Source organism: Anaerocolumna xylanovorans DSM 12503 (genome assembly GCF_900143645.1).
Classification (GTDB): domain Bacteria; phylum Bacillota; class Clostridia; order Lachnospirales; family Lachnospiraceae; genus Anaerocolumna; species Anaerocolumna xylanovorans.
In genome coordinates, this window is record NZ_FRFD01000003.1 from 501,854 (window position 1) to 526,734 (window position 24,881).

The window sequence follows — 24,881 nt, forward strand, 5'->3', positions numbered from 1 at the left end:
AATAAACAGTAAAATAGCATACAAAAAATAATTACATTCGGAGGAAATTTTTTGTGGGGAATATAAGAAATGAATTTATCGGATGGATGAGAAAACAAATAAAAAGGACAGGAGAACCGTACAAAGTTAACACAATAAATCAATATACCTCTGCTTTAAGACATACGACAGCTAAACTTAAGGACCTGGATATTGAAAGTGCCGATTTATTCCAATACGATACCTATGAAAAATTCATTAAGGTATATCAGATTCTTATAAGGCATCCCATGATGAGAGAAATAGAACTGGCTGACGGGAATAAAGCATATTCCAATGGGATGAAAATGTATCTCAAATTCTTACAGGAAAGAACCGGTAAGGCAGTTGCGGATGAGGCGGAAAAGGTGGATTTTAGCTGGACAGGCTTTTATTCTAAATTGGCAGATTCTCTATTGTTATATAAAAATAACAGAAAACAACTATTAAAAATATTGTATCAGATATTTGATACAACAGAAATTAAAAATAGTTTAATTTATAAAGGGGAAGCTCTAAAGGATGTTTGCCCTTTTACCATATTTGGAATTTTTAATAAAGGCTCTAATGCTAACCGAACGAAACTGCTTGGACAATTTGCAGTTGAATTTGGTATAGAGGAGAAGGTGCCTGTAACTTTTGAGGGGATACCGGTACTTAATCCTATGATGGCATGGCTTTTTGCCGGAAATGAAGCGGCAGATAACGGAGATATCGATAATTTATGGGAGTTGTTTGAAGCTGCAATTAAATATGCAGATGGTAATACCGGAAGAAGGAATGATGTAATAAATTATTATAATAAGGTCATTAAGCAGAAATGTGCAAAGTGGAATGTATCGATGGGATTGTATTGGATACGCCCGTGGAATTACCTGCCTTTGGATGACAGAACCCGTAGGTATTGCATAAAATATAATATTTATTCACCGTTAGGAAATATAATCGGGAGTTGGAAGCAGCCGCCGGAAGGTGAGAGCTATCTTCAAGTGGTAGAGGAACTTAAAAATACTTTTATGCCAGAGGAAAGAGAAGGTGTTCATAGCTTTCCTGAATTATCATTGGCCGCATGGCTTGATGGGCAATCGGATTCTGCTTCCATTAACAGTAAAGAAGAAATCAGTGAATCTGACGCGGCGGATACAGAGAATGAGGAAGAAACGAATAAGAATTTCTGGTGGCTGAATGCCAATCCGAAACTTTGGAATTTTGCAGAGATTGGAGTTGGAGAGGAAGTTGAGTGGACACTATATAGCGATAATGGTAATAAGAGAAGAATATTTCAGAATTTCCTGGATGCGAAAGCAGGAGATGTGGTAATCGGCTATGAATCAACACCAGTTAAGCAGATTGTTGCGTTAGGCAAAGTAAGCCGTGAGAATGACGGAGAATTTATTTATATTAGAAAGACCGAGAGTTTGACGAATCCCATTCCTCTCTCTGACATAAAATACCTGGACGAATTGCAGAACATGGAGTGTTTTGTGAACACACAGGGGAGCTTTTTTAAGCTTGCGAGGCATGAATATGATATCTTGCTTGAAATAATAAGAGAGCAGAATCCGCTGCCAAAAGAGGTTTCTGCAGATACATATACGAAAGATGATTTTCTTAGAGAAGTATTTATGCCGGCAATGGAATATGACGCACTGGTTTCATTAGTAAACAGAAAAAAGAATGTCATATTGCAAGGAGCTCCGGGAGTAGGGAAGACATTTGCCGCAAAGCGTCTGGCCTATTCTATTATGGGGTGCAAAGATGAGAGCAGAATCTGTTCTGTTCAATTCCATCAGAGCTATTCCTATGAAGATTTCATCATGGGGTATAGGCCGTGCGAAGAGGGCTTTAGGCTCGAGTATGGCATATTCTATAATTTTTGCAAGAAAGCGGAAAATAAACCGAAAGAGCCGTTCTTCTTTATTATAGATGAAATTAACAGGGGAAATTTAAGTAAGATATTTGGGGAATTGCTCATGCTGATTGAGAATGATAAAAGAGGACAGAAAATGGTATTGGCCTATAACGGTTTACCTTTTGCAGTTCCGGATAATATACATATAATCGGAATGATGAATACAGCGGACAGAAGCCTGGCAATGATTGATTATGCGCTGCGCAGGCGTTTTAGTTTCTTTCACGTAAGACCTGCTTTTAAGAGCAGTGGATTTATGGAATACCAAAGGAACTTAAACAATCATAATTTTGATAGACTGATTATGGTTATTGAAGAGCTAAATGAGGCTATTATAAATGACGCTTCCCTTGGGGAAGGATTTGTTATCGGGCACAGTTATTTCTGTGAAGGAGAACAGTTCCAGGAACAGTGGCTGCATGAAATAGTGGAATATGATATTGTACCCATCCTTGAAGAATACTGGTATGACGATAAAGCTAAGGCAAAATCATGGTCCGACCGGTTATATGGTGCGCTAAATGAATAAGAAAGATCAAATGTATATAAAAAATATTTACTATATGCTTTCTTACGCCTATCAAACTTTACAGCAGCAGGATGCGGTTGATGTAGAGGCAGAAGCATTTGACAACATATATGATTTATTTGCTGCAATATTAGCAAAAGGTATTGGCAATCAGGTCAAAAGGGGACTTAGTAAGGAATATATCGAAAAAGCAGATGAGCTTAGTATTTTAAGGGGCAAAATTGATTTGACCAGTTCTATAAGAATGCGGACAATAAATAATAAAAGGTTAGTATGTATTTATGATGAGTTCTCGGAAGATATCTACGTGAACCGAATATTAAAGTCGGTTTCCTATGCGTTGATATGCAGGACTGATGTGAAAAGAGAAAATAAAGCGGCTTTGAAGCGTTTAATGTTTAGCTTTTCAGAAGTAGAGAAGATTGGTCTTTCGGAAATTACATGGAGTAAACTTAGGTATTACAGAAACAATGTATCATATAGGATGTTAATGAATATATGCTATTTAACGGTACAAGGCCTGTTGCTGACGAAGGATAACGGGAATTACAGGCTTGCTTCCTTTGAAGATGAACAGCAGATGCACCGGTTATATGAAAAATTTATTTTGGAATATTACAGGAAGTGGTTTCCCATGTATAAACCAGCATCGAAGCAGATACCCTGGGCAGTTGAGGGAGAAGAGGATTTTTTACCGGTTATGCAATCGGATATCATGCTTACAGATGGTGATAAGACTTTAATTATTGATGCTAAATATTACTCAAAAGTAATGCAGAAGCGATATGACAAACAAACCTTGCATTCAAATAATATGTATCAGATATTCACCTACGTTAAAAACCAAGACAGGAATATGACTGGTAAGGCTGCTGGTATGCTGTTGTATGCAAAACTGGAGGAAGATATATATCTTCATAAGGATTACCGTATAAGCGGAAATAAAATCAGTGTAAGGACATTGGATTTGGGAACGGAGTTTAAAATCATAGCAGAACAGCTTGATAAGATTGTAATTGATTATTTTGAATAAAACCGTTCCATTTTATAAAAGCAACGGAATGCAGCAGGAACAAATACATCATTTCACAGAGAACAGGAGAGGTCAGAATGGATACGAATGTGCAGATAAAACCACCGGTAGAAGTGGAATATGAAGGGGAACTTAGGGCCATACGGGCAAATGATAAGGCAAAAAAGCCTTTAAACTGGCAGATGTCACCACAGGCAGTAAAGACCTTTATTTTGGGAAGTAAGAATCCCATTGTTTTTGAAGGGAAGGAATATCATATACAAAAGAAATACTTAGGGAACGATGCACTGGTGGAGCGCTGTATCGTGACCTTAGCCGGAAACAGAGGACTGATGTTAGTAGGAGAGCCGGGGACCGCAAAAACTATGTTGTCAGAGCTTTTGTCGGCGGGCATCAGCGGAGTAAGCACTAATACCATTCAGGGAACGGCCGGAACAACGGAAGATATGATCAAGTATTCCTGGAATTATGCGCTGCTCCTGGCAAAGGGACCGGCCAGGGAGGCTTTGGTGCCTTCTCCCCTCTATATTGGTATGGAAAAAGGGATTATCACAAGGTTTGAGGAGATTACCAGAACTCCGGCGGAAATACAGGACAGCTTAATCAGTGTTTTAAGTGATAAGGTGTTAAATGTGCCGGAACTTAGGGAAGAAGGTTTCTTATTTGCCAGACAGGGCTTTAATGTTATCGGAACGGCCAATACCAGAGATAAGGGTGTCAATGAAATGAGCAGCGCCCTAAAGCGAAGATTTAATTTTGAGACGGTATTTCCCATAAGGGAAGCTGCTTTGGAAAAGCAGATTATTATCAATGAAGTCAATAAGCTGGCAAAGGAAAGCAGCATAGAAAAAACAGCGGATGAAGATATTGCGGAATTACTGGCCTCTACCTATCATGAACTTAGGGAAGGGATATCCAGTATGGGGCATCAGATTGACAGGCCCTCTGCGGTTATGAGCACGGCGGAAGCAGTTTCTGTGTATTATCAGACCATGCTGACCGGCTATTATTACGGAGACGGAACTCTTAGCACAGACTGCCTGGTTCAGAATCTGCTCGGAGCTGTTGCAAAGGAGAGCAGAGAGGATATTGAGAAGATAAAGGGATACTTTAATACGGTTATCCGGGATAAAGGAAATAAAGAGGGCGGAATATGGATGAAATACTACGAAGCGAGGAAATGGATCAAATAGAGGAAGTATTTGCAGGAGCTTTTTCCTATGACGGCCGGGCAGTGTATTTTCCAGTCAGACACCACAGCCCTGCCTGTGCTTACCATCTAAAAAAGGTCATAGAAGGATACGATCCGGACTGCATTCTGGTGGAAGGACCGGTAAATGCAAATGAACTTCTTGAGATTATGACACAGGAAGATACCAGGGCCCCCATAGCCATTTATTATTCCTACAGGGATACAAAGGGCTATGTAAGTGAGGAGAAGGAAGACTACAAATGTTATTATCCTTTTCTGGATTATTCCCCGGAGCTTGTGGCGGTAAGAGAGGGGATGAAAAGAGGGGTGCCGGTGGAATTTATCGACCTTCCTTACCGTGAGATGCTAATAGCCTCCGAAAAGGGACGAGGGCTCTTAAAGCCAGAGGAAAAAAATAATTACAACGATGATTATCTGTTATCAAGGAATAAATATATAGAGCAGCTTGTAGCCAAAGCAGGTCTTAGAAGCTTTGATGAATTATGGGAAAAATACTTTGAAATAAACGGAATGCAGGAGAGCAGCAGCCAGTTTGTGAGACATATGCTGGCGTATTGCGTTCTTTCAAGGCACCATTCCAAAGAGGCGGACCTGGAAGCGGAAGGGTGCTTAAGCCGGGAAGCATATATGGCGGAAAGAATTCGGAAAAAGGAGAAAGAGTATAAAAAGCTTCTGATTGTAACAGGAGGCTTTCATACGCCAGCTCTTGTAAAGCTCTCCAGGGATAAGAATTCTCCTAAGGAATATCCCCTCCATGCAGTAGAAAAAGGGTCTGAGGGCACTTATCTGATGGCTTATTCCATGGAAGCCTGCGACAGCTTAAACGGTTATGCCAGCGGTATGCCCTATCCGGGATATTATCAGGATATTTATGAAGAGGCAGAAAAGCAAAATCCAAAGGCCTTTGAGGAAACGGCCTTAAAGTACCTTGTTGCAACCGGCGGTGCAATAAGAAAAAAAGAAGGAGGACTGTCTGCCTACGATGAAATCTGTGCCTATTCCATGCTTATGGGGTTAGCTTCCCTGCGGGGAAAAGAGACACCGGGTATCTATGAGCTTTTTGACAGTGTGCTGTCCTGCTTTGTGAAAGGGGAATATGGCCCTTCTACAGAGATGCCTCTCCGGATTCTGAAGGAGAAGCTGACTGGAAACGGCGTTGGCAGTCTGTGCAAAAATGCCGGTACTCCTCCTATTGTGCAGGATTTTGAAAAACGGTGTCAGGAGTTTAAGCTAAATATTCGTCAGACTCTGCCTTCGGAAGTAACCCTTGAGATATTTGCATCGGATAGACACCGTGCCATTAGTAAATTCTTTTACCAGATGGAATTTCTGAATACGGGGTTCGCAGTTAAAACGAAGGGGCCCAATCTTCGGACCAAGAGAGATAAGAATCTGATTCGGGAAATATGGAAATATAAATGGAGCAGTCAGGTAGTGGCGGCTCTTATTGACGTATCCGTATCCGGAGCCAGTATAGCGGAAGCCTGTACGACCATTGCCGTGAAGAAGATGAAGGAGGAAATGAACAGCAGGGAAGGAACTCTTCTTTTGACACAGATGTATGAAATGGGCATGAAGGAGCAGCTTCCCGGGATTTTATACCGGATGGAGGGTATCCTCTGTAACGATGGGGACTTCTTTTCTTTAGTAGAGGCTTTGTCAGGGCTTATTATGCTGGAAGAGCAGAATAGACTGTACCGGACGGAGTTTGAATTTAAAGGACTTATTGGCAGTGCAGGTGACAGGATAATCTTTCTTCTTCCCCTTATGTCAGGATTAAAGGAAGAGGATATACTACCTGCAATGACGGCACTGAAAACACTGTATCAGCTGATACAAAGGGAAGAATATAGGGAGAGACAGGAGCTGTTTTATGAAGCACTTAAGAAGCTGTTGCAGGAAGAGGTACAGGCTGGACTGGAGGGCTGTATCAGAGGGATTCTTTACGGCAGCGGACTTAGTGAAGTTTCAGAAATTGAGAGGGTCTGCTATGGCTATATGGCAGGGACTCATGAGAAGCTTATATCAGGAGCAAAGCTGTTTAGGGGATTATTCTTTACTGCCAGAGATTTGGTGTTTGTGGGAGATTCCTTTATTACAATGATAGATTCCTTTTTGGAAAAACTTTCAGAGGAAGACTTTATGGCAATCCTGCCGGAACTTCGCATGGCATTTGGTTATTTTACACCGAGGGAAATTGATGAGATTGCAAGGAAAGCAGCAGTGCATCATGGAATAGAAGGAAAGGAACTGTTAGCTTTACAGGAAATCTCACCTTTCATTTATAAATATGGCAAAGAGCTTAATGATACCATATTAGAGAAAATGTAACAGCTTGTTAGGGCGTAAAGGCAGGTGAAATGATGGCAGACCATACGGGACAATTGAACAAATGGCGGCTTCTTTTGGGAAAGTATGCCAAAGAACATATTTCTTTTGAAGGGGCAGACCTTCATTATATGGATATGGAGGAATTGCTGGATTATCTATATGAAAGGGAATATGGGGAAGATTCGGGAGTTCGCAAAGAAGGCGGCAGCGGAGACAGTAATTTAACGGTATCTGACTGGCTGAACAAGATCAGAGAGTTATTTCCAAAGGAAACGGTTGAAATCCTGGAACGCCATGCTCTGGAAAATTACGGGATGTCCGAGCTGTTAACCGACAAAGAAGTATTGGAAAAGCTGGAACCCAATCGGGAATTGTTAAAAACCATCCTTCAGTTAAAGTCTCTGATGAAGGGGGAGGTTCTTGAGACAGCGCGTAGAATTGTGAAAAAAGTAGCGGATGAGCTAATGAAGAAATTGGAACAGGATATGAAAAAAAGCCTGCTTGGAAGGCTGGACCGCTCAAAGGCCAGCCATGTGCCATCCATCCGTAATCTCGATATCAAAAAAACTATATCTGCAAATCTAAAGAATTATGACATGGAAAGTAAACAGCTGGTGCTTAAGAGGATTTATTTTAATTCCAGAGTAAAGAAATACCACACCTGGCGGATTATTCTGGCTGTGGATGAGAGCGGCTCCATGCTGGATTCGGTGATTCACAGTGCGGTGATGGCAGGTATCTTTGCCAGGCTTCCCATGCTGGATACCAGACTGGTTATCTTTGATACCAATGTGGTGGATTTAAGCGGCTATATTGAAGACCCTGTGGAAACGCTTATGAGTGTCCAACTGGGTGGCGGAACCGATATTGCGGGGGCACTGGCTTATTGTGAAGGGTTGATTGATAACCCCAGCCGGACAATGGTAGTACTCATATCGGACCTCTATGAAGGAGGAGGCTACCAAAGGCTTTATTCTGTAGGTAAAGGGATAATTGAAGCCGGTGCAAAGTTAATTGCGCTTACTTCTCTTGATATGGAGGCTAACCCCAACTATGACCGGAATGCGGCGGCTCATCTGGCAAGTCTTGGTGCCCATGTTGCAGCCATGACTCCGGAAGGGCTTGCAGACTGGGTGGGGAGGATAATCGGATGAGTGAATGGAAGAAATTATTGCAGGGTGTCAGTGAAGAATATCTGACAGGGCTGACCAATAAAGGGATTGTAAAAAGGGCCTTAAAGGATTTAGAGCAAGCCAAATTAAGCCTGAAGGAGGAAGAAAACTGCCTTACGGTACAGGTGGAGGATGCTGTCTGCACTCTGGTATTTCCCTTAGGAGAGAGTAAATGCAGCTGCCCGTCCAGAAGTATATGCAAGCATATCATAATGGCTGCCTTATTTGCTAAGAATCAGTATGCTAAGAAGCAATATTCCGGTGAAGAAGATGAAAAAGAGGAAGCAGAAGAAGGCTTAGCCTCTGTTTTAGAGTATCCTCTGGCAAAACTAAAAAGAACTATAGGAGATAAAAGGCTGCAAAGCCTGTACCATGCTTTTAGCCAGGGAACGGGGCCGGAGATTGCAGAAGGCGATATTGTTACGGTTTCCTTTGCGGATACCGGAATAACGGTCCGCCTGCTGGAGCCGGTAGAATATTCGTCTTGCAGCTGCCATAAAAAGGACTTTTGCCAGCATAAAGCAGAAGCCGTTCTTTCATACCAAATACATGCCGGAAAATTAACAGTAGAGGATCTGCTGCCGGAGTTAGAGGAGAATAATACCCTTTGCGGGGATGAAATAAAGGAATTCGGTAAAGATTTAAAGAATTTTCTGGGAGAGCAGTTGAGTGCCGGGCTTGCAAGAAGTTCGGCTGCGGTAATGGATTCCCTGGAGCGGCTGGCTATTATCAGCCATAACTATAAGCTGCCGGACTTTGAAAGGGATTTAAGGGCGCTGGGCGGAGAATACCAGCTGTATTTTAAGCGGACAGCTTCCTTTCAGATAAGCTGGCTGCTGCACAAGCTATGCAGCCTGTACCGGAAAGCAGAAGCACTGGAAATGGCCCGGACAAAGGAAGAAATGGCAGGGCTTGCAGGAGAATTCCGTACGGAATATCTCCCATGTCCGCCCATGAAGCTGTCTGGAATGGGACAAAGGGAATTTGTCAGCAAGGCAGGCTATGAGGGAGAAATTTACTATTTTCTAAACGAAGATACTTTGGTATGGTACACCTATACCAATGCAAGACCGGTTTTTTATGAAAATGAAAAAAGAAGGGTACCTACTGAGAGTTCAAAAGCTCCCTGGGGACTTTTCTGCAAGCTGGAGGAGTTTGCAGAGGCCAGACTTCTTTTATATGACGGAAAGACTTCCAAAGACCACAGACTGTCTGCCACAGCACAGGCAAAAGCAGAGTATCTGGGAAAACGCAGGCTGATAAAAGAAAATCTAAAGGGCCAGTATTTTGAGGATTTTAAGCAGCTGTTTGAAGAGCGCCTGGCAGATTCCTGGCAGCAGGAGAACGAAGAGGAGAAACTTGTTCTCATAAAACCGGCTTATATAAAAAATACATCCTTTGACAGTATTAATCAGCAATATTCCATGGAGCTGTACGACAGGGAAAATCAGAGAATTATCCTGGAAGTTTCCTATTCAAAAACAGAACATTATACCATACGCTTTCTGGAGCGCCTGGCAAAAAGAATCGGCCAGGGGGATATGGCAGTTCCCTGTTTCTTTGGTTCGCTTTATGTAAAGGATGCTGCTATGAGGCTGTATCCCATCAATTATTATGAAGATATGGAGTAGAAAAGACAGAGGAATAGTCAAGACAGGAGGAATTAAGTGGAGGAAAAGGAATACTTAATGAGAGTTATTAGGGAGGTTGGCAGGCTGCTTTCGGAAGTTTTTACCAGTGGATTCATATCCGCTCATGAAGGAACCATAGCGGAAATGGAGAAGCTGTCAAAAACCTGCGTACAGTGCGGACTTACCTTTGCAGGAGAGAGACTGAAGGAACTGGCGGAAGAAATAGAGGCGAACAGGCACCGGATGTCTGCGGAGCCTGACCGGGCGGCGGATATATTCTGCAGTCTGGAGCAGTATATATCACTATGTGAGAAGAAGCTGGCACTGGATTGTATGGCTATATAAAATACTGACAGGAGGAAGGAAATTGAAAAATCAGAATGAATTGCAGTTGGAAAAAATGCTTGAGGTACTAAGAGGGTTTGGTCTAAGTTCCGATTTGGTTGATACGGCAGAAAAATACCTGTCAGAGGGAAAGAAGGAACTTTTGCGCGGATTTCCCAAGCAGGATTTATCAAAGATTAAAAAAGAAGAGCAAGAGGCTTCCAGGCAGATGTTTTCAGGACTGCTTAAAAGGAACAGGATGGAGGAAGCTCTGCGGCTTTTTCATATTGTCTTCCAGATAGGAGGTTCTACCAGCTCCTATGTATTTCCGATTCTGGAAATACGCTATAATTTCATAGAAAATGAATTTATAAAGCAGATCGAGGCTTATCAGGCAGTGACGCTGTATGCAGAGGGAATTGCCTATGAAGTCTATCAGCTTAGAAGATTGACAGTTGAAAACATCTTAAAACTTGCCGGTAACCGAAAGGAAGTACTTGTAGAGGCTATTGACAAGTGGCAGAGCCAGTACGATAACGGCAAAATGGTGGTATATACCGCATATTTTTCCCTGTTGAAGAAAGAAGAGCCAAAGAGCGAAGAGAAAAAGGGTATCTTAAAAGGATTGGCTGATGCTCTTTTGGGAAAGGGAAGCGGATATGTGTATGCACCCGAAACAGGTAAGTATGTTCAGGATTTCGAAAAGAGCGTTCTGGCAAGCAGCGGCAGTCTGCTGTCCGTCGGTGAGGCAGAGATGAAAGAGATACTAGACTACATTGCAGCGGATAAGGATGGAAGCCGTTCCCTTTCAGAGAATGCAGCCCTGCTCTTTCAAAAGCATCCCATGGATAAATATCTGTTAAAGCTGTTAGCTGGGGGAATTAATATCCATTATGATTTGTCCCGCCGTTTGCAGAGCTTTTTGAAATTATGTGCCTTTGGAAATACAGAGGACACTTTGAATGCGGTATACGAGTTTATGGATAAAGAGAATGGAGAGTATTGGAATGGGAAGCTTAAGGCGGATTTGAAGCTTGAGACCGTTCCCTATATTATCTGGTGCGGCGGTAAAAAAATAAAAGCGGCCCTGTATTATGAAATTGAGAATGATTTTGAAGCCTATGGCAAGGCAGTGGAACAGGCTCCCTTAGAAGTTCAGGCGGAACTCTTGGAGGCTATCAAAATACGGTACCCAAAACAGTATGAAAAGCTATCCTCCGGCTCGGAATCAGAACTGCAAAGAAAAATTGCAGAGAGTATTCTTCCGCAGGGCAATGCAAGAGCTGCAGTTAAGGGTTTTCTTATGGAAAATGAAGCGGTTGAAAGTCTGTACGCTTATGCAAAGGAATTACAAAATCAAAGAAGTTATTATTCCCGTGTGGGAAAGACTATAGAGCAATACAGGAAGGCAAAGGGGTGTGACAGCTTTTATAAACGCTGCATGACATATCTGTCCTTTACAGAGATGGGATACTTTTTCTTTCAGGGTTTTACAGCGGATGAAGGGGAAGGGTACCGCCAAAAGGAGATAGCAGAGCTGTTTCAGATATGGGAGGAGACAGGGCTCGGTGTTTTATACCAGCTGAATGCGGCAGAGGTCATTTATGAGGGCATTTATACTGAAAATAAAACAGCATCCTTTTTAGAACATGTGGTTTCTGTTTTTACAAAGTATTTGGAACTAAAAGAAGAGGAAACCCTAAAAGCATTCGAAATGGCAGGCTCTACCGGAAGGTTTATAGGAATCTGTACCTTGGGAGCAAATGGCAAGCGCTATAAGGATAATCTTATGAAAGCATTTTCGGATACCTCCAAGCTGGTGACAGACCGCTTGGTTGAGATTGTGGCAGCCCATGAGGAATGGGAAGAGGAAGTACTTGGTAAATTAAAATCCAAAAAATCGGCGGAAAGAGAAGCAGCACTTCTTGTCCTTACAAGATGGGAAAAGGACTATAAGACGGTTCTGGAAGAAGCACTGGCAGCCGAAAAAAGTAAAAAACTGCAGGATATGCTTAAAAGCCTTTTAAGCCTGGAAGGAAATATAAGGGAAACAGGTCCCGCTACGGCAGAAGCCTATATCAAGGAAGTGCATAAGGGCGGCAGAAAAAAGGGAATCCAATGGGCTTATGAGACACCTTTTACAGCAGTGCATATGGAAGAGGGAACAGAAGTGGCGGAAGAATATATGCAGGCGATTCTGCTTGCCTACTATTGTTTAGCTGTTCCTGGAGTAAACAAGGAAGTACTGATTTTAACAGAGCCCCTAAACAAGAAGGAGCTTGCCCTTTATGTAAATGAATTGTTTGATAAATGGATGGAAGCCGGAGCGGAGGCGAAGAAGAAATGGGTTCTTTATGCGGCGGCCATTCACGGCGGTTCCGAAATTGTCTATAAACTTCAGCATAATATTAACCAGTGGCCTGTGAACGCAAGAGGCGCTATTGCGGCAGAAGCAGTGAAAGCTCTGGCTTTAAATGATACCCCTTCGGCCCTGCTGGTTGTTGACAGTATATCAAGAAAATTCAAATTCAAGCAGATTAAGACAGCGGCGATGGAAGCTCTTGACTTTGCTGCACAGCAGCTTGGACTTACCACAGAGGAACTGGCGGATAGAATCGTACCGGACCTTGGATTTAACGAAGAGATGCAGAGAATCTTTGATTATGGGGAAAGACGCTTTTTTGTATACATTACACCGGCATTGGAGATTGAGATACGGGATGAAAATGACAAAAAACTTAAAAATATTCCTTCCCCCGGTAAAAAGGATGATGAAGCAAAGGCACAGGCAGCTCTGGAAGAATTCAAGTTACTAAAGAAACAGATGAAAGCAGCAGTTGCAAACCAGAAGCTTCGTTTGGATTTAGCGTTATCCGTTGAAAGAAAGTGGGATATAGCAGGCTGGAAAAATCTTTTTGTAAAAAATCCCATTATGCACCAATTCGCTATCGGTTTGATCTGGGGATACTATCAGGAGGATAAGCTTCTTAATACCTTCCGCTATATGGAGGATGGAAGCTTTAATACAGAGGATGAAGAGGAATTTCTGCTTCCGGAAGAAGGGAAAATCGGCCTGGTTCATCCAATTGAATTAAGGGCGGAAAATATTGAAAAATGGAAAGAACAGCTTTCAGATTATGAAGTAGAGCAGCCTATTGAGCAGCTGACAAGAAAAGTATTCCCCTTAACGGAGGAAGAAAAGGAAAAGAAATCCCTGGAACGTTTCGGGGGGATGATACTTAACCCTATGTCCCTTTCAGGTAAGCTGCTTGGGATGGGATGGTACCGTGGGTCCGTACAGGATGCGGGGGGATATTATACCTTTTACAGAGAAGATTCTCTCCTTTCCCTGGGGGTAGAGCTTCATTTTTCCGGGTCTTTTGTAGGCTATGAAACGGAGGATGTCACTGTCTATGCAGCCAGGTTCTACGATGCGGGTACGATTAAGCGAGGAAGCTATGAATATGATGAGGTAACAGAAGAAAAGGCCATAGCCCTTAATCAGGTACCGGCAAGATACTTTAGTGAAATCGTCTACCAGTTGGAAAAGGCAACGGTCTCCAGTCAGGAAAGGGATGAGAACTGGCGGCAAAAGGCATAGAAATAAAGAGATATATTAGCGCCAAAGATAAAAACGGCAGATGGGGGAAGAAAAGTATATGAAATGGTCTTTATTTAAGAAAATCCGGAAAGATGGCAGTGAGACGGCGAAAGGTGCTGAAAACCTGAATCAGCAGAGTGAAAAAAATAACAGTGAAAGAGCGGATGAAATATTTCTGGAAAAGGTTAACGAAAGACGGCAGGAGGATCCGCTTGTGGGAGCCAAAATTGGTGCTAAGGAGCTTGTAGGCAACCTGATAAATGGCATGAAAGACTCAAAGGGCGTCCATATAGAATCCCTGATTAGCATACTTGGTTCTTTGGCGGGTTATGCCTGCCAGGCAAGTTTACGCAAAGAGTATATAGAAAACAGAGGATTACAGGAAAATCAGGTATTTGTCATATTGGAAGGTGCAAATGGAAGCAGGTATTATTTTGGGGATATGATTAATAAACCCCTTGCAGAGGATCAAATGTCGGTCTGGTCCCTGGCTGCCGGTATGGCACACCATTTAGGATGCAGCCAGTTTCCTGATCTTGATGATATTTTTAAACATGTAACCAGTACAGTAGGCCAGGACAGTTATGGTATTCCGAGAATTCCCGAGGAGCATAAGCCAGGCGATATTCCTTATGAATATGTCGCTAATTTGTGGCCTATGTTTCTTCGGACAGCAGAAAGGTATTGTGCTTCTCCTCTTGAGTGGCCGGTTATGGGAGGTATGGCTTTACAGGAGGTTATTCAGTGGGGCAAAGATGTTCTTAATCCGCAGCTGGCACTTTCTATTGCCATGGAATGTGCCATACCCATGGCAAAAGCAGATATAAAGATCAAATTAGAGGTATAAATAATTGTAATAACAAACTAAGCTTTGCAATAAAATAACAGCTATAGAGAGGTAAGAAAATGTTGAACCGGTTTAAGGCAAAAACGAAATATCTTATAATTATAGGTATTCTGGCATTTATAGCTGCTATGGGAACCTTAGTTTATGCGGGTGCCATGGCACCCAGCAGACCAAAAATAAACAGCCGGAATATTAGTTCTGATAATAAGCCAATTGATAGTATGGTACTTTTAAACAATACTTACAAAAGTAAGGGTACTTTGGAGCAATCGCCTAATGGAGAAATAACTGCAAAGATTGTGACAAAGGACGGGTTAAAATATGATACGGTTATTTTTAAAGGAAAAGACACCATAAAGGCATTAGACCTGGTGGATATTTTTTATACCAGTATTGAAAGTACCGGCTGGATTGATGATACACGTTATGCCATATGCGGGCACATTAATCCATCACTTCAGATTTACGTAGTCTTAGATGCAAGTAGAAATGAAATTATCGGTGAATATTATGGGGTAGGTTTCACCTGGAATCAAAAGAAGGATAGGCTGTATTACGTTGAAACCAGTCCGCATTTTACGGCAGAAAAGTCAAGTGATAAGATTATGGATTCAGAAGGTAATATTTATTATGTGTCAGAACCGGGAATATCCTTATCAGATAAACTTGCAGTTTCAGAGGATGAGAAAATGTTTGCTTTTTTTGTAAATGATGGCAGCAGCGAGCTTACAAGGCTTTATACTGGAAAATTGGACAATAACCAAAAGATTGAAATAAAGTCAAAAACGGATGCAGCCATTGGGGATATAAAGATAAAAGATGAAAAATCTGTAGAGATAGAAAATAGAGTCGGTAAAACATCCATTTATATACAGTAAAAGAGTTTAAATATGAGGGAATATATGGTATTCTATTCTTATATTACTGTAAGATGAAAGGGATTATATATGGGACTATTTGATAAGATGAAAGAGCCGGTTTTTTTAAAAGAAAGCAGTGAGGCAGAAATGCAATTAGAAAAATTGTCGGAACTGGAACCATTATTGAATCCAGAAGGACAGGCCAAAATCAGACAGGACATAAAATGTCTTGAGTATGGTATAGCAGGAGAGAAGAATATAGCCTTTGAACTAAAAAATAGCCATATGCCGATGTATATCCTCCATGATATCTATTTAGAATGCGGTGATTTAAGCGCTCAGATTGACTATCTTGTGTTTACTAGAAAAATATGCTTTGTTATTGAATGCAAGAATCTTTACGGGGACATTGAAATCAATAATACAGGAGACTTTGTCAGAACAATAGAGATAGGCGGAAAAAAGAAGAAAGAAGGTATTTATTCTCCAATTACACAGAACCAGCGCCACTTAGAGCTTATGAAGAAAGTCAAAGTGGACAAGAAAAATAATATACTTACTAAATTTATGCTGGAGAGATATTTTGATGATTTTTATAAGTCTGTAGTTGTATTGGCAAATCCCAAAACCGTTCTTAATGCGAAGTATGCTAAAAAGGAAGTAAAAGAGAAAGTTATACGTACAGATCAATTAGTAAGTTATATAAAGGAGATGTATAAGCAATCCAAGGAATCTGGTGAGTCGGATGAGAGGCTGCTTTCCTGGGCAAATTCCTATTTGGAATTACATAAAGAGGTTGAAAAAAATTATATAAATAAATATGATTCGTACAAGATAGGCGAGAATCTCTTAAAACCAATCGAAGCCGAGGCTGTAACAGAGGCAGCCGTGGCCATCTCTGCTGGTAGTATAGAAGATTCGGAAATCTTTCAGGAACTAAAAGCTTATCGTTTAATGAAAAGCCGCGAAGAGAAGATTAAGCCATATTATATCTATAATGATAATCAGTTAAAAGATTTAATAATAAAGATGCCAAGAAAGAAGGAAGAATTAACGTCAGTAGCCGGTTTTGGAGAAGCAAAAGTGAACAAGTATGGTGACGATATTCTTAAAATCCTAGGAAAATATTAAGGGTTTTATTGAATGAAAACGAAATAATTCATAGCAGAGGGATAAGGTATTTTCCACTTTTAAGAATGCAGGTTTTAAACTCTGTGACTGGTTGACACTTTATCTTATGGGTATTATACTTATCGATAAGCAAATACTGATATAAATGAGGGGTAAGCTTATGAATGAATGTAATCAGCAGGTGATTACAATACAGGCATTGCAGAGAATGCCTTACTATATTCAACAGCTAAAGATACTTAAAGAGAATAAGGTTGAGACAGTTTCTGCGCCAAGAATCGCTGAACTGCTGAAGCTGAATGAAGTCCAGGTCCGTAAGGATTTTGCTGCCGTTTATACGGCAAAGGGAAAACCCAAAACCGGATTTCCTGTAACAGAGCTTCTCAATAATATGGAGGAGCTTTTGGGGTATCATAATATCAATGAAGCAGTCATTGTGGGAAGTGGTTCACTTGCCCGGGCTATTATAACAGATGAAAGCTTGCAGAATTTTGGACTTGAAATTGTAGCGGCCTTTGACTTAAATCCCGCAGATGCGGAAAGTTGTGGGGTTAAGATTCTGGCCTCGGATAAAATCAGTAATTTGTGCCGCCGAATGAAGATTCATATCGGAATTATTACCGTTCCGGCCGCTCAGGCGCAGGTTGTGTGTGATCAATTGGTAGCCGGCGGCATCCTGGCTGTCTGGAATTTTACACCGGTCCGTTTATCTGTACCGGAGTATATTCTGGTTCGGAATGAAAATTTGGCAGCTTCTTTTGCCATATTGTCCAATCATCTAAAGAAAACCCTGTAATAGCCGGACACAAATATACTCATGCATATCGCAAGTTTGCTTGAGGTACTGCCTGAATATTACTTTGAATAAGAAAGTTGGAGAAGTAATGAATACATTGCATTTAAAATACGCCATCGAAGTGGAGAGGACAAGCTCCATCTCACAGGCAGCAGAGAACCTGTTTATGGGGCAGCCAAGTCTAAGCAAGGCAATAAAGGAATTGGAGGATACCCTTGGTTTTACAATCTTTGAACGTACTTCCAAGGGAGTTACCCCTACAAGGAAGGGAATCAAATTTCTCTCTTATGCCAGAAATGTCCTGCACCAGATTGAGCAAATGGAGGCTTTATCAGATTCCCTGGATGCAGGTATGCAGACCTTTAACATTTCTATCCCACGGGGAAGCTACATTGCGGATGCGGTTACGAGCCTTGTGTCGGAGTTGGACCGGAACGAGGGTATGAATGTTAATGTCCAGGAAACCAATTCTGTCCAGGTAGTTAACAATATTATTGACGGGCCATTTAATCTCGGTGTTATAAGGTTTCAGACAGAATACGAGAATTACTTCAAAGATTATCTGACAGAAAAGCAGTTAAAATTTGAAACCGTTTGGGAATTTGAATACCTGGTGCTGATGTCGGAAAAGCATCCGCTGGCAAATGCCGGTAAAGTGGATTATCAGGAATTAAGGAAGTACACAGAGATTACCCACGGCGATACGGCAATTCCGTATATTATGCCAAACAGCAGTGCAAGTGTGGAACTGCCCTCGAAGACATCAAAGAGCATCTATGTTTATGAACGCTGCAGCCAGTATGATTTACTTTCCTCAATTCCTACTACCTACATGTGGGTTTCGCCCATACCGGAGAAATGGTTACAGCGTTATCAACTGGTGCAGAGGAAGTGCAAGACACTGGGAAATATTTACAAGGATGTTTTAATCTATCCGAAGGATTATAAATTTACGGAATTGGACCGAAGGTTTGTTAATAAACTATTTGAAGCCAAAAATGATGTAACCTTTTGTGAATACAGATAATGAAATGTGAAGAAAGAAGAGTCTTTGGGACATTCCTGAAGCTCTTCTTTTTTGCAGTTAGAAGCATTGGCTATATCAGTATTTGAATATCGATATTCCGGGAGCGAATTACCGGACATAACGAATCTGCTTAAATAGAGTACAGATTACTGTAAATCGGTCCGCATATTAGTGTTTTTTCAGTGAGAGAAGATACTTGTAAAAGGCATGGATACCAGCCTAGGCAGGGGTTACCCCGGTGGAAGCTATAGAAAAGCCTGGGGTCAAAGTAAGATAGGATAAAGGATTTTGCAATATATCGATAATGGAATATCGATATATTGCAATTGAATTTCACATTTCGAGAAAACATTGTTAAAATATAAACAAGCAAACGGTAAGAAACGTTGCAAAAAGAAAAAATAGTTTCACATAAAATATAATTTGAAAAGGAGATAACAGCAATGGCAAGATTTACACTTCCAAGAGATCTTTATCATGGCAAGGGATGCCTTGATGCTTTAAAAACTTTAAAAGGAAAGAAAGCATTTGTAGTTGTTGGCGGCGGAAGTATGAAACGCTTCGGCTTTTTGGATAAGGTAGAGAACTACTTAAAAGAAGCCGGAATGGAAGTTCAATTATTTGAAGGCGTTGAACCCGACCCTTCCGTAGAGACAGTAATGAAGGGAGCTAAAGCAATGCAGAGCTTCCAGCCGGATTGGATTGTTTCCATTGGCGGTGGTTCTCCTATAGATGCTGCCAAGGCAATGTGGACATTTTATGAATATCCGGATACTACCTTTGAAGATCTTTGCATTCCCTTCAATTTCCCGGCTCTTCGTACGAAAGCAAAGTTCTGTGCAATTCCTTCTACCTCCGGTACCGCTACAGAGGTAACAGCATTTTCCGTTATTACTGATTATGCAAAGGGTATCAAGTATCCATTAGCTGACTTTAATATTACTCCGGATGTTGCTATTGTAGACCCTGAACTTGCAGAGACAATGCCTGCAAAGCTTACGGCACACACGGGTATGGATGCCATTACTCATGCTATTGAAGCTTATGTTTCAACCCTTAACTGTGATTACACAGACCCTCTTGCTCTCCATGCAATCAAGATGGTCAGCGAAAACTTAATTAAATCCTATAACGGAGATATGGATGCCCGCGGGAAAATGCACAACGCACAATGTCTTGCCGGTATGGCATTTTCCAATGCATTACTTGGTATTGTTCATTCCATGGCACATAAGACCGGAGCAGCTTACAGCGGCGGACATATTGTTCATGGCTGTGCAAACGCAATGTATCTTCCTAAGGTTATCAAATATAATGCAAAGGATGAAACAGCAGCCGCAAGATATGCACAAATCGCTGCCTCCCTTGGATTAGAACCCAATGCAGATGCATTAATTAAGCATATCAAAGAAATGAACAAAGCTTTGAATATTCCTTCTTCTATTAAGGAGTATGAAGGCGGTATTATTGACGAAAAGGAATTCTTAGAGAAACTTCCTAAGGTTGCAGAGCTTGCAGTAGGGGATGCATGTACCGGTTCTAACCCGAGAACTATTACCCCGGAAGTTATGGAAAAATTATTATATTGCTGCTACTACGATACGGAAGTAACATTCTAGAAACATTGCTAATTATATAGATTACATGGTTAAGGTGTCAAAGGTCCGCTGATATAGAAATTGGACTTTTGGCACTCTAATCATTCTATGCAGTAAAAAGGTCGCAGCACACGCAACTTTGTGCCTGCGGTCCAAATTTTGCAGATATAGGAAAGGGCATGGTTATTTTTATGTATAAAATATTGAAAAAGCAAGTGCTGAACGAGACAGTGACTTTGATGGAAATAGATGCACCTATGGTTGCTAAAAAAGCAGAACCTGGTCAGTTTATCATCCTGCGGACGGATGAAAATGGGGAAAGAATACCGTTAACCATAGCTGATTACAACCGTGAGAAAGGCACGGTAACCATTATCTTTCAGATTGTCGGAGCTACAACGGAAGCCCTGAACCAACTGGAGGAGGGAAATTGTCTTCATGACTTTGTCGGACCTCTTGGGAAGGCTACACAGACAGAAGGAAAGAAAAAGGTTGCTGTCGTCGGGGGAGGCGTAGGTTGTGCCATTGCCTATCCGGTAGTAAAGAAATTCCATGAGCAGGGCACAGAAGTGCATACAATTGTTGGTTTCCGGAATAAAGACCTTGTTATTCTGGAAGATGAATTCAAGGCCAATAGCAGCAGGATGTTTTTGATGTCTGACGACGGAAGCTGCGGAGAAAAGGGACTGGTAACGGATGCCTTAAAGAAACTGATTGAATCCGGAGAAAAATATGATGAGGTTATTACCATCGGTCCCCTTATAATGATGAAGTTCGTCAGCAAATTAACAAAGGAATACGGTATAAAGACAGTTGCCAGTATGAACCCGATTATGATTGACGGAACAGGTATGTGCGGCGGCTGCCGCCTAAGCGTGGGAGGCAAAACAAAGTTTGCCTGCGTGGATGGACCGGAATTTGATGCCCATGAGATAGATTTTGATGAAGCAATGGAAAGAGGTACTATGTACCGTTCCTTTGAACGCAAAGCCCATGAGGAAACCTGCAACCTGTTCAGTAAGGAGGTAAAGTAATGGCTGTTAATATGTCTTTGTTGAAGAATGAGATGCCTGCACAAAGTGCAGAAGTAAGAAATAAGAATTTCCTTGAGGTTACTTTAGGATATACGAAAGAACAGGCAGTGGATGAGGCAAAGCGCTGTCTAAACTGCAAGAACCGCCCCTGTGTTACAGGATGTCCTGTACAGATCGATATTCCGGAGTTTATAAAAGAGGTTGCTGAGGGTAATTTTGAAGAGGCCTTTCAGGTTATCAGCCGTTCCAGTTCCCTGCCGGCCGTATGCGGAAGAGTATGTCCCCAGGAATCTCAATGTGAAGCAAAATGTGTGAGGGGCATTAAGGGTGAACCTGTAGCAATCGGCAGACTGGAACGCTTTGTAGCCGATTACCACAATGCAAACAGTAAGACAAAAGTACAAAAACCCGTATCCAACGGTCATAAGGCTGCTGTAATAGGATCAGGGCCCTCCGGTCTTGCCTGTGCCGGAGACCTGGCACGTAAGGGCTATGAGGTCACTATATTTGAGGCTTTGCATCTTGCCGGAGGTGTTTTAGTATATGGAATTCCGGAATTCAGACTTCCCAAAGCCATTGTTCAAAAGGAGATCAATGCGCTAAAGGATATGGGAGTTACAATACAAACCAATGTGGTAATCGGAAAAACCCTTTCTATTGATGAGCTGATGGAGGACTATGGTTTTGAAGCGGTCTTTGTCGGTTCCGGTGCCGGGCTGCCCAATTTTATGAATATTAAGGGTGAGAATTTAAAAGGTGTATATTCGGCAAATGAATTCCTTACCAGAATCAATCTTATGAAGGCATATAAAGAGAATGCCATGACTCCGATTCAAAGGGGAAGTAAGGTCACAGTTGTAGGCGGAGGCAATGTGGCAATGGATGCAGCCAGGTGCGCAAAGCGTCTTGGAGCAGAAGTAAGTATCGTTTACCGCCGTACCGAGAAGGAATTACCGGCACGTCTGGAAGAAGTGGAGCATGCCAAGGAAGAAGGGATTCAATTTTCCTTCCTGACAAATCCCCTGGAAGTTAAGGGCAGCGAAGACGGATGGGTGAAGGGCCTTGTATGCCAGAAGATGGAACTTGGCGAACCGGATGCATCGGGAAGACAAAGGCCGGTTGCGATACCGGGAAGTGAGTTCATCGTGGATGCGGATTGTGTAATCATATCCATCGGTACTTCTCCCAATCCTCTGATTAAAGCTACCACAAAAGGGTTAGAGACCCAGAAATGGGGAGGTATCATTGCAGAAGAAGGAACCGGATTAACTTCCAGAACCGGAGTCTATGCAGGCGGAGATGCCGTAACCGGTGCAGCAACTGTTATTTTAGCTATGGGAGCCGGTAAAAATGCGGCAGCAGCCATTGATGAATATATTCTTGGCAAAGAGAAATAGAAAATTTGAAAAATGCAACGCATTTTTCAAATTAAGTATGCTGCTATCAGCGGCAGAATGAGAGGTATATACGTTGCAAAAAACAATATCCATCCAGACTTTACGGCGTTTACCGGCTTATCTGCATTACCTTCGGGTACTTAAAGGCAGAGGAACTGCCAATGTATCGGCAACTATGATTGCCGGTGAGCTGAAGCTAAATGATGTTCAGGTAAGAAAGGATTTGGCAGTTGTCAGCGGCAGCGGCCGTCCGAAGACGGGGTATGAGATTGAGAAGCTGATTTCTGATATTGAGTGCTGTCTGGGCTGTGGAAATGCGGATACTGCAGTAATCATAGGAGCAGGGAAGCTTGGATGTGCTTTACTTACCTATAAAGGATTTTTGGAGTATGGGATTGATATTGTTGCTGCATTTGATATTGACCGGAATATCATTGATACTACAGTGAATGGAAAGCAGGTCTTTTCCGTGGAAAAGCTTCCTGCTTTCTGTTCCGAATTTAAGATAAATATCGGTATTATTACCGTTGGGGCAAATGATGCCCAGAAAGCCTGCAATATGCTTATAGAAAACGGGGTAACGGCAATATGGAATTTTGCACCGGTGCATCTGGCAGTACCAAGCCATGTTCTGGTGCAGGATGAAAACCTGGGCAGTTCCCTTGCTATCTTATCAAAACATCTGGCGGTGAAGTCTGTATCCGATAAAAAGTCCTGACAAAAGCTACTCCCATTCCAGGCTTGTATTCAGCTCGTTATACCGGTCTATGAGGAAGGAAAGCCTTAGGAGGAAAAGGGTATTAATATCGATGAGGTCAATATTGCATATTTCAGTGATACGGTCTAAGCGGTAAACCAGTGAATTCCGGTGAATAAAGAGACTTTCGGAAGTCAATTTAATATTGCAGCCCTTTTCAATATAGACACACAGGGTTTTATACAGCTTAGAGTTGTTTTCATGGTCATACTGCCTAAGAGCTGCCAGTGCCGGATGGCAGTAACGGCCTAAATTTTCGGGATTCTTTACTTGTGAGAGTAAATCAAAAAACTGATAATCCTGATAAAAGCACAGCATTTCATCGGTTTTTAATTTCTGTCCCAGCTCTAAGGCTGCATAGGCCTGGTCAAAATGGCTTACAAAGCCTTCAATGTTCGTAAAGGAGTGGCTGATTCCGATTTTTACATATTCCTTTTTAGAAAAGTCTGCTAATATTTCTGATAGCTCTGCCGTTATATCAGAATCTTTCTCCAGGGGAATTACTGCAGCCATACCGTTTTTGTGGTAAGTAACATGAGTACCGGGGATTCTTAGTTTTAGATTCTTGCAGGTATTGTTTTTCAGATACTGCTGGCCCAGATATCTTGTAGGGCGAAGAAAAAGCACCAGCATTTTTGAAGGAAAATGAAGCTCCGTAAGGCGGGGAGTAATATCCTTTACAGGTGCGCCAATCAGCATATCATACAATAATTCATTATAACGGCTGTTTTCTTCAAATAACTCTGGCGTATAGTAAGCGATGGTATAGCTGATGACATGGCTTATGGTGCTTAACATTTCAAAGTGGGAGGGCAGGATATGGTTTTCCCCTTCAATCATCAAAAGGAACCCAATCTGTACCTTGTTATGAAAGACCTTGCTGCTCAATTTGCGGTAGGGGGACTGGCTGCAGGTTACTTCTACGGCAGCTGTAGTCTGGGAAGCGTTTCTTATGGAGTTTAGTTCTTTTACTCCGCTTATGAACTCATAACAGCAATATCCCTGGACAGTATTTTCTTTCCAAAGAGGGTCCAGGACAGGGATTGACACAGAGCTGGCGATGATTTTAAAGTTCATGTCACAAAAGACAAGAAAATTCCCAAGTCTTACAGAAGCGGCATCTATAACAGCCTCAATGCTGCGGGTTTCATTTGCCAGAGCAGTAAGCTCTTCAAAAATTCCTTCGCTGCGGGTTGTTTCAATTAAGGTTTTTGCTGTATTGAATATGGAAAAGAGAGAATCCTCTGTTACCAAAGCAGCATTGCCTGTGCCCATTACAGGAGTGTCTCTTGAATCCGTGCGGGCAAGAATGCATTGTGATGGAATGACAGCATTTCTTGTTTGTTTATCATAACCAAAATAAAGGGTATTCTTAAGAGCATTGTCATGTTTGTTATCAATCAAAGCGACGTCTTGTATTTCAATGTCTTCTCCCTGAGATAGGATATCTATCGTATATTCTTCTGCGATTTTCCCTATCAGTTTTTCAAATGTCATAGTTTGCCTCATTTCTGAATTTAAGAATAATGTCATAATTCTATTTTAGTGCATGATAAACAAATTGTCAAAGTTTTATCATTCATGATACACGTTGTGAAATGATTCTGTATCATGTATTCTTATAACATCAGCAATGTTAATTTTTTAACAACAACAGGTGGAGGTAAAGA

The 24,881-nt window shown here is 41.7% G+C and carries 18 protein-coding genes; 17 read left to right on the forward strand and 1 reads right to left on the reverse strand.

Annotated elements, in window-relative coordinates; all coding sequences use genetic code 11:
- The first annotated feature begins 53 nt into the window (after positions 1-53).
- From BUF11_RS02255 to BUF11_RS02335, 17 genes are all read left to right on the forward strand, one after another.
- The gene (locus BUF11_RS02255; protein WP_242952296.1) at positions 54-2,459 is read left to right on the forward strand and encodes an AAA family ATPase; all 2,406 of its coding nucleotides are present in this window, start codon (positions 54-56) and stop codon (positions 2,457-2,459) included.
- Positions 2,452-3,492, forward strand: a complete 1,041-nt coding sequence (mcrC, locus tag BUF11_RS02260; protein ID WP_073587168.1) for a 5-methylcytosine-specific restriction endonuclease system specificity protein McrC — start codon at positions 2,452-2,454, stop codon at positions 3,490-3,492. Before BUF11_RS02255 ends, mcrC begins: the two co-directional genes overlap by 8 nt.
- A 77-nt stretch (positions 3,493-3,569) precedes the next feature.
- On the forward strand, positions 3,570-4,685 hold the full coding sequence (locus BUF11_RS02265) for an AAA family ATPase (protein WP_073587169.1): 1,116 nt from the start codon (positions 3,570-3,572) through the stop codon (positions 4,683-4,685).
- Entirely contained in the window at positions 4,646-7,036 is a 2,391-nt protein-coding gene (locus BUF11_RS02270; RefSeq protein WP_073587170.1) for a DUF5682 family protein, read from the forward strand. Before BUF11_RS02265 ends, BUF11_RS02270 begins: the two co-directional genes overlap by 40 nt.
- 29 nt (positions 7,037-7,065) lie before the next feature.
- Positions 7,066-8,190, forward strand: coding sequence for a VWA domain-containing protein (locus BUF11_RS02275; protein ID WP_073587171.1), 1,125 nt, complete (start codon positions 7,066-7,068; stop codon positions 8,188-8,190).
- The gene (locus BUF11_RS02280) at positions 8,187-9,839 is read left to right on the forward strand and encodes an SWIM zinc finger family protein (protein ID WP_073587172.1); all 1,653 of its coding nucleotides are present in this window, start codon (positions 8,187-8,189) and stop codon (positions 9,837-9,839) included. Before BUF11_RS02275 ends, BUF11_RS02280 begins: the two co-directional genes overlap by 4 nt.
- A gap of 36 nt (positions 9,840-9,875) precedes the next feature.
- The gene (locus BUF11_RS02285; protein ID WP_073587173.1) at positions 9,876-10,184 is read left to right on the forward strand and encodes a hypothetical protein; all 309 of its coding nucleotides are present in this window, start codon (positions 9,876-9,878) and stop codon (positions 10,182-10,184) included.
- A gap of 22 nt (positions 10,185-10,206) precedes the next feature.
- Positions 10,207-13,764 (forward strand): DUF4132 domain-containing protein, encoded by a 3,558-nt coding sequence (locus tag BUF11_RS02290; protein ID WP_073587174.1) that lies wholly within the window; start codon positions 10,207-10,209, stop codon positions 13,762-13,764.
- Between the two features lie 58 nt (positions 13,765-13,822).
- Entirely contained in the window at positions 13,823-14,611 is a 789-nt protein-coding gene (locus BUF11_RS02295; RefSeq protein WP_242952297.1) for a hypothetical protein, read from the forward strand.
- A gap of 59 nt (positions 14,612-14,670) precedes the next feature.
- A complete protein-coding gene (locus BUF11_RS02300; RefSeq protein WP_073587175.1) occupies positions 14,671-15,489 on the forward strand; it encodes a hypothetical protein in 819 nt (272 codons plus the stop codon).
- A 69-nt stretch (positions 15,490-15,558) separates the two neighbouring features.
- Positions 15,559-16,602 (forward strand): HRDC domain-containing protein, encoded by a 1,044-nt coding sequence (locus tag BUF11_RS02305; protein WP_073587176.1) that lies wholly within the window; start codon positions 15,559-15,561, stop codon positions 16,600-16,602.
- A 160-nt stretch (positions 16,603-16,762) separates the two neighbouring features.
- Positions 16,763-17,398, forward strand: coding sequence for a redox-sensing transcriptional repressor Rex (locus tag BUF11_RS02310; protein ID WP_073587177.1), 636 nt, complete (start codon positions 16,763-16,765; stop codon positions 17,396-17,398).
- Between the two features lie 88 nt (positions 17,399-17,486).
- The gene (locus BUF11_RS02315) at positions 17,487-18,425 is read left to right on the forward strand and encodes a LysR family transcriptional regulator (protein WP_073587178.1); all 939 of its coding nucleotides are present in this window, start codon (positions 17,487-17,489) and stop codon (positions 18,423-18,425) included.
- Positions 18,426-18,868: 443 nt separating this feature from the next.
- Complete coding sequence (locus tag BUF11_RS02320; protein ID WP_073587179.1) at positions 18,869-20,044, forward strand: iron-containing alcohol dehydrogenase; 1,176 nt, start codon at positions 18,869-18,871, stop codon at positions 20,042-20,044.
- Between the two features lie 170 nt (positions 20,045-20,214).
- On the forward strand, positions 20,215-21,057 hold the full coding sequence (locus BUF11_RS02325; RefSeq protein WP_073587879.1) for a sulfide/dihydroorotate dehydrogenase-like FAD/NAD-binding protein: 843 nt from the start codon (positions 20,215-20,217) through the stop codon (positions 21,055-21,057).
- Positions 21,057-22,454, forward strand: coding sequence for an NADPH-dependent glutamate synthase (gltA, locus tag BUF11_RS02330; RefSeq protein ID WP_073587180.1), 1,398 nt, complete (start codon positions 21,057-21,059; stop codon positions 22,452-22,454). The genes BUF11_RS02325 and gltA overlap by 1 nt, the downstream gene beginning before the upstream one ends.
- A gap of 73 nt (positions 22,455-22,527) precedes the next feature.
- Positions 22,528-23,172 carry a redox-sensing transcriptional repressor Rex gene (locus BUF11_RS02335; RefSeq protein ID WP_073587181.1) on the forward strand — a complete coding sequence of 215 codons (645 nt, stop codon included), beginning with the start codon at positions 22,528-22,530 and terminating at the stop codon, positions 23,170-23,172.
- A gap of 6 nt (positions 23,173-23,178) precedes the next feature.
- On the opposite strand, the gene BUF11_RS02340 is transcribed toward BUF11_RS02335, so the two are convergent.
- Entirely contained in the window at positions 23,179-24,708 is a 1,530-nt protein-coding gene (locus BUF11_RS02340) for a PucR family transcriptional regulator (RefSeq protein WP_073587182.1), read from the reverse strand.
- Between the last annotated feature and the right edge of the window lie 173 nt (positions 24,709-24,881).

Bases quoted from the DNA above. Each gene is read 5' to 3' on its own strand.
- mcrC (WP_073587168.1), top strand. From the start codon at position 2,452: ATGAATAAGAAAGATCAAATGTATATAAAAAATATTTACTATATGCTT.
- BUF11_RS02265 (WP_073587169.1), top strand. From the start codon at position 3,570: ATGGATACGAATGTGCAGATAAAACCACCGGTAGAAGTGGAATATGAA.
- BUF11_RS02270 (WP_073587170.1), top strand. From the start codon at position 4,646: ATGGATGAAATACTACGAAGCGAGGAAATGGATCAAATAGAGGAAGTA.
- BUF11_RS02275 (WP_073587171.1), top strand. From the start codon at position 7,066: ATGATGGCAGACCATACGGGACAATTGAACAAATGGCGGCTTCTTTTG.
- BUF11_RS02280 (WP_073587172.1), top strand. From the start codon at position 8,187: ATGAGTGAATGGAAGAAATTATTGCAGGGTGTCAGTGAAGAATATCTG.
- BUF11_RS02295 (WP_242952297.1), top strand. From the start codon at position 13,823: ATGAAATGGTCTTTATTTAAGAAAATCCGGAAAGATGGCAGTGAGACG.
- BUF11_RS02300 (WP_073587175.1), top strand. From the start codon at position 14,671: ATGTTGAACCGGTTTAAGGCAAAAACGAAATATCTTATAATTATAGGT.
- BUF11_RS02305 (WP_073587176.1), top strand. From the start codon at position 15,559: ATGGGACTATTTGATAAGATGAAAGAGCCGGTTTTTTTAAAAGAAAGC.
- BUF11_RS02310 (WP_073587177.1), top strand. From the start codon at position 16,763: ATGAATGAATGTAATCAGCAGGTGATTACAATACAGGCATTGCAGAGA.
- BUF11_RS02315 (WP_073587178.1), top strand. From the start codon at position 17,487: ATGAATACATTGCATTTAAAATACGCCATCGAAGTGGAGAGGACAAGC.
- BUF11_RS02320 (WP_073587179.1), top strand. From the start codon at position 18,869: ATGGCAAGATTTACACTTCCAAGAGATCTTTATCATGGCAAGGGATGC.
- BUF11_RS02325 (WP_073587879.1), top strand. From the start codon at position 20,215: ATGTATAAAATATTGAAAAAGCAAGTGCTGAACGAGACAGTGACTTTG.
- gltA (WP_073587180.1), top strand. From the start codon at position 21,057: ATGGCTGTTAATATGTCTTTGTTGAAGAATGAGATGCCTGCACAAAGT.
- BUF11_RS02340 (WP_073587182.1), bottom strand. From the start codon at position 24,708: ATGACATTTGAAAAACTGATAGGGAAAATCGCAGAAGAATATACGATA.